This window comes from Bacteroidota bacterium (assembly GCA_034723125.1).
In the GTDB taxonomy this organism is placed as follows: Bacteria; Bacteroidota; Bacteroidia; order CAILMK01; family JAAYUY01; genus JAYEOP01.
Genome location: JAYEOP010000009.1, coordinates 1 through 6330 on the forward strand (window position 1 = coordinate 1; position 6330 = coordinate 6330).

Sequence of the window (6330 nt, forward strand, 5' to 3'; positions counted from 1 at the left end):
AACGCAGTCAGATTGTTTATTATCTTTGTTCCCAAAGGGTTTTCAGAGTTTTTCATATACTTCTTCAAAAATTTTAACATTATCCCGATAGTGCATCAAAATTTTTCATTGTCTATAAAAAACTCTGGAAATCTTAATGCGAATGTATTTAAAGAACCTCCCTTAAAATTGTTGCCTTTATTTTAATTTTAAATGTTCAAAATAGCTTCAAATTTAAATAAAAGTTATTACATTTGATTCTTTTATAAAAAATGTATCTAATGAACACATTCAAATTTGGTTATAACTTCCTAATGTTTTCAAAAATCTTTTTCCTTTTAATCCTTGTTTTACCCATATTTAGTAATGGACAAGAAACAATGACCTTAGAAAAATGCATAAATTATGCTCTTGAAAATAATATTTCTATTCAACAAAATCAATTAGATTTAGAACAAAAGAATTATCAACTTTTGAAAGACAAATTAAGTCTCCTTCCTTCGGCAAGCGGCTTTGTTTCTCAGGGATATACTTATGGTAATTCTCTTGATTACACAACTTATGAATATGTTAAAGAAAATACAAACTCAAACTATTTTTCATTGAGTTCCGACCTTACTTTGTTTAATGGTTTTCGCTTGCAAAATAATATTCGTTCAAGTAAGTTTGCTCTTGAAGCAAGCAATTATTCATATAAAAATATCAAAGACCAAATAAGCATGAATGTTGTTGCTACTTACCTGCAAATTCTTATGAATATCAAACAAGTAAAATTTGCTGAAGACGAGCTTGCACTTACAGATAAGCTTCTTGACCGTGCAAAACTTCTTGTAGAAGTTGGACAGGAAACCAAATCAAAAGAACTTGAGTTAAAAGCTCAACTTGCCGCATCAGAAGTTTCGATTGTTGAAGCACAAAACAACCTTAATCAGTCATATTTAACACTTAAAAAAATCCTTAACTGGGATATTAGTAAAAAATTAAAAATTGAAGAAATTACATTGGACATCGAAAAATATCAGGGAATTACACCAAAGGAAATTGATGGCATTGTTGAAGAAAGTCTGTTGAGTTTGCCAAATGTAAAAAGAGCAAAAGCAAATTATGAAAGTGCAAAATACGCTTATAAAGCTGCAAAAGGCTTGCTTTACCCTAGCCTCGGGCTTTCCTCATCAGTAAATACTAGATATTCTAGTTCAACAAATATTCTTACAGGAAAAACAGATCCCTTTAATGAGCAAATTGAAAATAATTTTGGTCAATCACTAAACTTTGGATTAAACATTCCTATTTTTAATAATTTACAAAATTCTTCGGTCGTAAACAATGCAGAAATTTCAATGAAAAACGCAAAACTGAATCTTGATGATGAAAAAATACAAGCACGAAATAAAGTTTACGAAGCATTTTACAATATGAATAATGCACAAAAGAATTTTCAAGCATCAAAAAACAACCTTAACGCACAGCAATTATTATTTGAGCAATCGGAAATAAAATATAAAGCAGAAGTAATAAATTTTTACGATTGGCAAAGCACAATAAACAATCTGAAAAAAGCACAAACATCTTTTCTTAATTCAAAATTTGATTACATTTATAGAATAAAGATTTTTGACTATTACAGAGGTATTCCTTTGAAACTTAACTAATTGTTCAAATATTTTTTTTGAACAAATTAATTGATAATTATGACAAAAGATAATTTATACAAAACAAAAAAGAAGAACAACAAAATGCTAATATATCTTAGCATTGGAGCTGTTGTTTTGGTGGTTCTCCTTATCATTTTAAAAAAAACAAATGTCATTGGTGATGGAAACAACATTGAAGTAGAAGTAAGTAAAGTAGAAAAAAGAACTATTGTTGAAACAATTACAGCAAGTGGCAAGTTACAACCCGAAAAAGAAGTAGCTATTTCAGCAGATGTTTCAGGGGAAATTATTGAACTTAATTTTATTGAAGGTGAAAAAGTAAAAAAAGGCGATTTGTTGTTAAGAATAAAACCTGACGAATATGTATCAAACCTTGAAGATGCCAGAGCATCATACAATAGCTCTCTTGCTGCACTGGAAAACTCCAAAGCCCAGCTACTACAATCAGAAGCTATTTTGAATAAAAACAAAAAACTTTTAGACAGATACAAAAAACTTAAAGAAAAAAATGCCGTTTCATCTACAGAATTTGAAAGAGTGAATACAGAATATCTTTCGGCAAATGCTCAATACAAATCGGCAAAATTAAATATAAAAACATCAAAATATCAAATTGTCAGAGCCAAAGCAGCGCGACAAAAAGCAGAAGAAAATCTTAGAAAAACATCAATTTTTTCACCCATAGCCGGAGTTGTAACTATTCTCAACAAAGAATTAGGAGAAAGAGTAGTGGGTACAAACCTGATGGAAGGAAGTATAATAATGAAAATTGCAGATCTCAACAATATGGAAGTTAGTGTTGATGTAAACGAAAATGACATAATAAGGCTTGAAATAGGAGATACTGCCGAAATAGAAATAGACGCATTTATTGACAAAAAATTTAAAGGCTTGGTTACGGAAATAGCCAATTCAAGTGTTGCCTCTCAAAATTTTTCTGAGCAAATCACTACCTTTGAAGTAAAAATTCGCTTATTAAAAGAATCGTATCAGGATTTATTGGATACTGTCAAAAGTGTTTCAACACCTTTTCGTCCTGGAATGTCGGCAATGGTTGATGTAAGAACAAAAACCTCAAAACAAATTCTTAGTGTTCCAATACTTTCGGTTACCACCAGAGACCTTAATAAATTAAAACAGGATAAAGATTCTGACAAAAAAAGCAAAGATAAAAAGAAGAAAGAAAATTATTCTGATAATGAAAGTAAAAAAGAAGTGGTTTTTCTTTTTGTTGATGGCAAAGCAAAAATTACTCCTGTAAAAATCGGTATTCAGGATGATTATTATATTGAAATAAAAAGCGGATTAACTGAAGGACAAAAAGTTATTAGCGGACCATACAGTACAATTTCAAAAATATTAAAAGACGATATGAATATTAGCGAACAAAAAAAAGATGATGAGTAGAATAGCAATAATTGGAAACGGAAGTTGGGCAACAGCAATTTTAAAAACACTTGAATCAAATAAAAAACTTAACTGGTGGGTAAGAAATGAGGAAATAAAAGACCAAATAATAAAAACAGCTAGAAATCCAAACTATTTACGCTCTGCCGATATTAATATAAATCACAAAAATATTTTTACAGACATTAAAGAAATCGTTAGCAAATCAGACATTATCTTTTTTGTTATACCATCAATTTATATACACAACAGCATTAACAAGCTAACAGAAAAAGACCTTAAAAATAAAATTGTTGTTTCAGCAATAAAAGGCATTGTTCCCGAAACAAACAATATCCTTTCTGAGTATTTCTCAGAAAAATTCAAAGTTCAAAAAGATAAATATGTTTTTTTGACAGGTCCTACTCATGCAGAAGAAGTTCATAAAAAAAGATTGTCATATTTTACACTTGCTTCCACCTCAAAGGAATCTGCACAAAAAGTAGAAAATCTTTTTGATTATCCTTTTATTCAAACACGATACTCAAGTGAAGTGGTTTCTCTTGAATATGCATCAATATTAAAAAACATTTATGCAATAGCATCAGGTATTTGTTATGGAATAGGGTATGGTGATAACTTTCAGGCTGTACTTATTTCTAATGCAATTAGAGAAATGAAAACATTTTTATGCACAAGACACAACTGTGAAAACATTGTGAACTCAGGCTATCTTGGAGACCTTTTAGTAACATCCTTTTCACAACTAAGCAGAAACAGAACTTTTGGAAAAATGGTAGGAAGAGGCTATTCCGCAAAATCAGCTTTGATAGAAATGAACATGACTCCTGAAGGTTATTACGCTGCAGATTCTTTTAACAAAATAACTTTAAAAAGCTCTGATAATCTTCCGATTATTAAAACGGTTTATAATATTTTATACGAGAACAAAAGCCCTGTCAAAGAAATAAAAAAATTAGAAAGCTATTTGTACTAAACTCCCTGATGAACATTCAAAATAATTTGTGTAAATTTGATGTTTAGGATATTATTTCTAATGTTAGTGTTTTGGGGGGCAGAAAATATATAAAAAACAAAAAATGCCACAGATTAAAAGGAATTTACTAGAATAAATTTTTACAAAGCAAACTACCAAAGGCAGTTTGAAATCTGTGAATCTATCTTTGACAGACGTAGTCTTTTCTTTTAGCATGTCTTCGACAGACGAAGTCTGTGGCAGTTATACCAAATTAACATCAAAACACCCGATATAAATCATTTCTATTTCCCTTTTTTGTCGTTAAAAATTATTTCCGTAGCTATGGCTATGCAAAGAATTTTTGCCTAAAAAAAGAAAAATATAATTTAATTTATTTATCAGGCGTTTTGAAATTAAATTGGTATTATTCTTTTCCAGTTTATCCGGGTTAAGATATTAATAAAAAGGGATTATCCTAAAGCAATCTCCTGACAAATCAATGATAGGGTTTTGAAAATAAAAAATCCTATCTTTGTATTAAAAAGATAATAATGAACTTTAATATATTATCAGACATATTGCTTAAAAAATTCAGAGATGAAATAAAAACTTCTCCTATTGATTTACTAGACAAGATTAAAAAAAATGATTCACCAATTGATTTTTTTCAATTTTACAAATCAGTATCATCGGTTTATTCTTCAAAAATTGAAGGAGAAGATATTGATTTTGACAGCTATTTTAAACATAAATTTCTGAAAGTTAAATTTAAACCTAACTATACAAGAAAAGCAGATGATTTATATTTGGCTTATGATTTTATTGACAATAATAGATTAACTTTTGAAAATGTTAGAAAAGTTCATTCGATTTTAAGTAAAAATTTATTACCTAAAAGTCAACAAGGATTGTTTAGAAATAACCTAATGTTTGTTCTTAATAGCGATGATAATATTGAATATGTAGCTGCCCCACCGGGTATAGTAAAAGGTGAAATACAGAAATTATTCAATGATATAGAATTGTTATTAGATTCAAGAATCGATGTTTTTGAGATTTTCTATTATGCAGCTTTTATACATCTGACATTTGTTAAAATCCATCCGTTTCTAGATGGAAACGGGAGAAGTGCAAGATTAATTGAAAAATGGTTTTTGCTTGAAAAGATTGGAAAAAAAGCAAGTGCTATTCAATTGGAAAAAAATTACTATTTGAATTTGAGAAACTACTATTTGAATATAAAAAAACTTGGACTTGAGTATGAAAAATTAGATTATAAAAAAGCTCTAGATTTTTTATTAATGACATCAAAAGCTATAAAAAAACAAGCAAATAACACATACTTAAGTTATGATGGATTGGAATAAAGTTATAAAATATACAAAAAATGGAAACCCTGCTCCTGATAAGCGAGTAGAAAAAACAGAAGAAGAATGGAAAAACGTTCTAACTCCTGAACAATTTAGAATAACAAGAGAAAAAGGAACTGAAATAGCTGGTTCCGGTACTCTTTGTAGTGCACATGATGCTGGGAAATATAGATGTATATGCTGTAATGCACTTTTATTTGATTCTACAATAAAATTTGAATCAGAGTCAGGGTGGCCAAGTTTTACCCAACCGATAAAAACAAATGCAATAAAATATCACAAAGATAGATCTCGTGGGATGATACGAATTGAAATAATGTGCAATAGTTGTGATGGGCATTTAGGACATGTTTTTCCTGACGGACCAACAAGTAGTGGATTAAGATACTGCGTTAATTCAGAATCCATTCATTTAATTAAAGACGGTAAATAATTATGAAAACGGAAATTGCAACATTTGGTGGAGGCTGCTTTTGGTGTATTGAAGCAATCGTTCAAAGACTTAAAGGAGTTGAAAAAGTAGAATCCGGTTATACAGGAGGAAAGGTTCCCGGGACACCTACATATAGAGAAGTGTGTTCAGGAAGAACCGGTCATGCTGAAGTTATTCAGGTTACTTTCAATCCTAACGAACTGAGTTATCATGATTTAATTATCATTTTTATGACAAGTCATGATCCGACTCAACGAAACAGGCAAGGTGTTGATATAGGAACACAATACAGATCTGTAATTTTTTATCATTCTGATGAACAAAAACAAACTGTAGAGAAAGTGTTTGAAGAATTAACAACTTATTTTTCAGAGCCGATTGTTACAGAATTATCAAAGACAAGCAAATTTTATATGGCAGAACAAAGTCATCAAGATTATTACAATAACAACTCCAAGGAAGGATATTGTAGAATGGTCATTGAACCTAAAATTACAAAACTAAGAAAGATGTATGCTGATAAGTTAA

General features: G+C 29.7%; 6 protein-coding genes. All 6 read left to right on the forward strand.

Features of this window, described 5'->3' with window-relative positions; translation table 11 throughout:
- Nucleotides 1-260 precede the first annotated feature (260 nt).
- Nucleotides 261-1631, forward strand: coding sequence for a TolC family protein (locus U9R42_00245; protein ID MEA3494449.1), 1371 nt, complete (start codon nucleotides 261-263; stop codon nucleotides 1629-1631).
- Between the two features lie 39 nt (nucleotides 1632-1670).
- Nucleotides 1671-3041 (forward strand): efflux RND transporter periplasmic adaptor subunit, encoded by a 1371-nt coding sequence (locus U9R42_00250; GenBank protein MEA3494450.1) that lies wholly within the window; start codon nucleotides 1671-1673, stop codon nucleotides 3039-3041.
- A complete protein-coding gene (locus U9R42_00255; protein ID MEA3494451.1) occupies nucleotides 3031-4017 on the forward strand; it encodes an NAD(P)H-dependent glycerol-3-phosphate dehydrogenase in 987 nt (328 codons plus the stop codon). Before U9R42_00250 ends, U9R42_00255 begins: the two co-directional genes overlap by 11 nt.
- A gap of 533 nt (nucleotides 4018-4550) precedes the next feature.
- Nucleotides 4551-5366, forward strand: coding sequence for a Fic family protein (locus tag U9R42_00260; GenBank protein ID MEA3494452.1), 816 nt, complete (start codon nucleotides 4551-4553; stop codon nucleotides 5364-5366).
- Nucleotides 5350-5802, forward strand: a complete 453-nt coding sequence (msrB, locus tag U9R42_00265) for a peptide-methionine (R)-S-oxide reductase MsrB (protein ID MEA3494453.1) — start codon at nucleotides 5350-5352, stop codon at nucleotides 5800-5802. Before U9R42_00260 ends, msrB begins: the two co-directional genes overlap by 17 nt.
- A gap of 2 nt (nucleotides 5803-5804) precedes the next feature.
- On the forward strand, nucleotides 5805-6330 hold a 526-nt coding region (msrA, locus tag U9R42_00270; GenBank protein ID MEA3494454.1), incomplete at its 3' end, for a peptide-methionine (S)-S-oxide reductase MsrA.

Coding starts and splice junctions, on each gene's coding strand:
- U9R42_00245 (MEA3494449.1), top strand. CDS start 261: ATGAACACATTCAAATTTGGTTATAACTTCCTAATGTTTTCAAAAATC.
- U9R42_00250 (MEA3494450.1), top strand. CDS start 1,671: ATGACAAAAGATAATTTATACAAAACAAAAAAGAAGAACAACAAAATG.
- U9R42_00255 (MEA3494451.1), top strand. CDS start 3,031: ATGATGAGTAGAATAGCAATAATTGGAAACGGAAGTTGGGCAACAGCA.
- U9R42_00260 (MEA3494452.1), top strand. CDS start 4,551: ATGAACTTTAATATATTATCAGACATATTGCTTAAAAAATTCAGAGAT.
- msrB (MEA3494453.1), top strand. CDS start 5,350: ATGATGGATTGGAATAAAGTTATAAAATATACAAAAAATGGAAACCCT.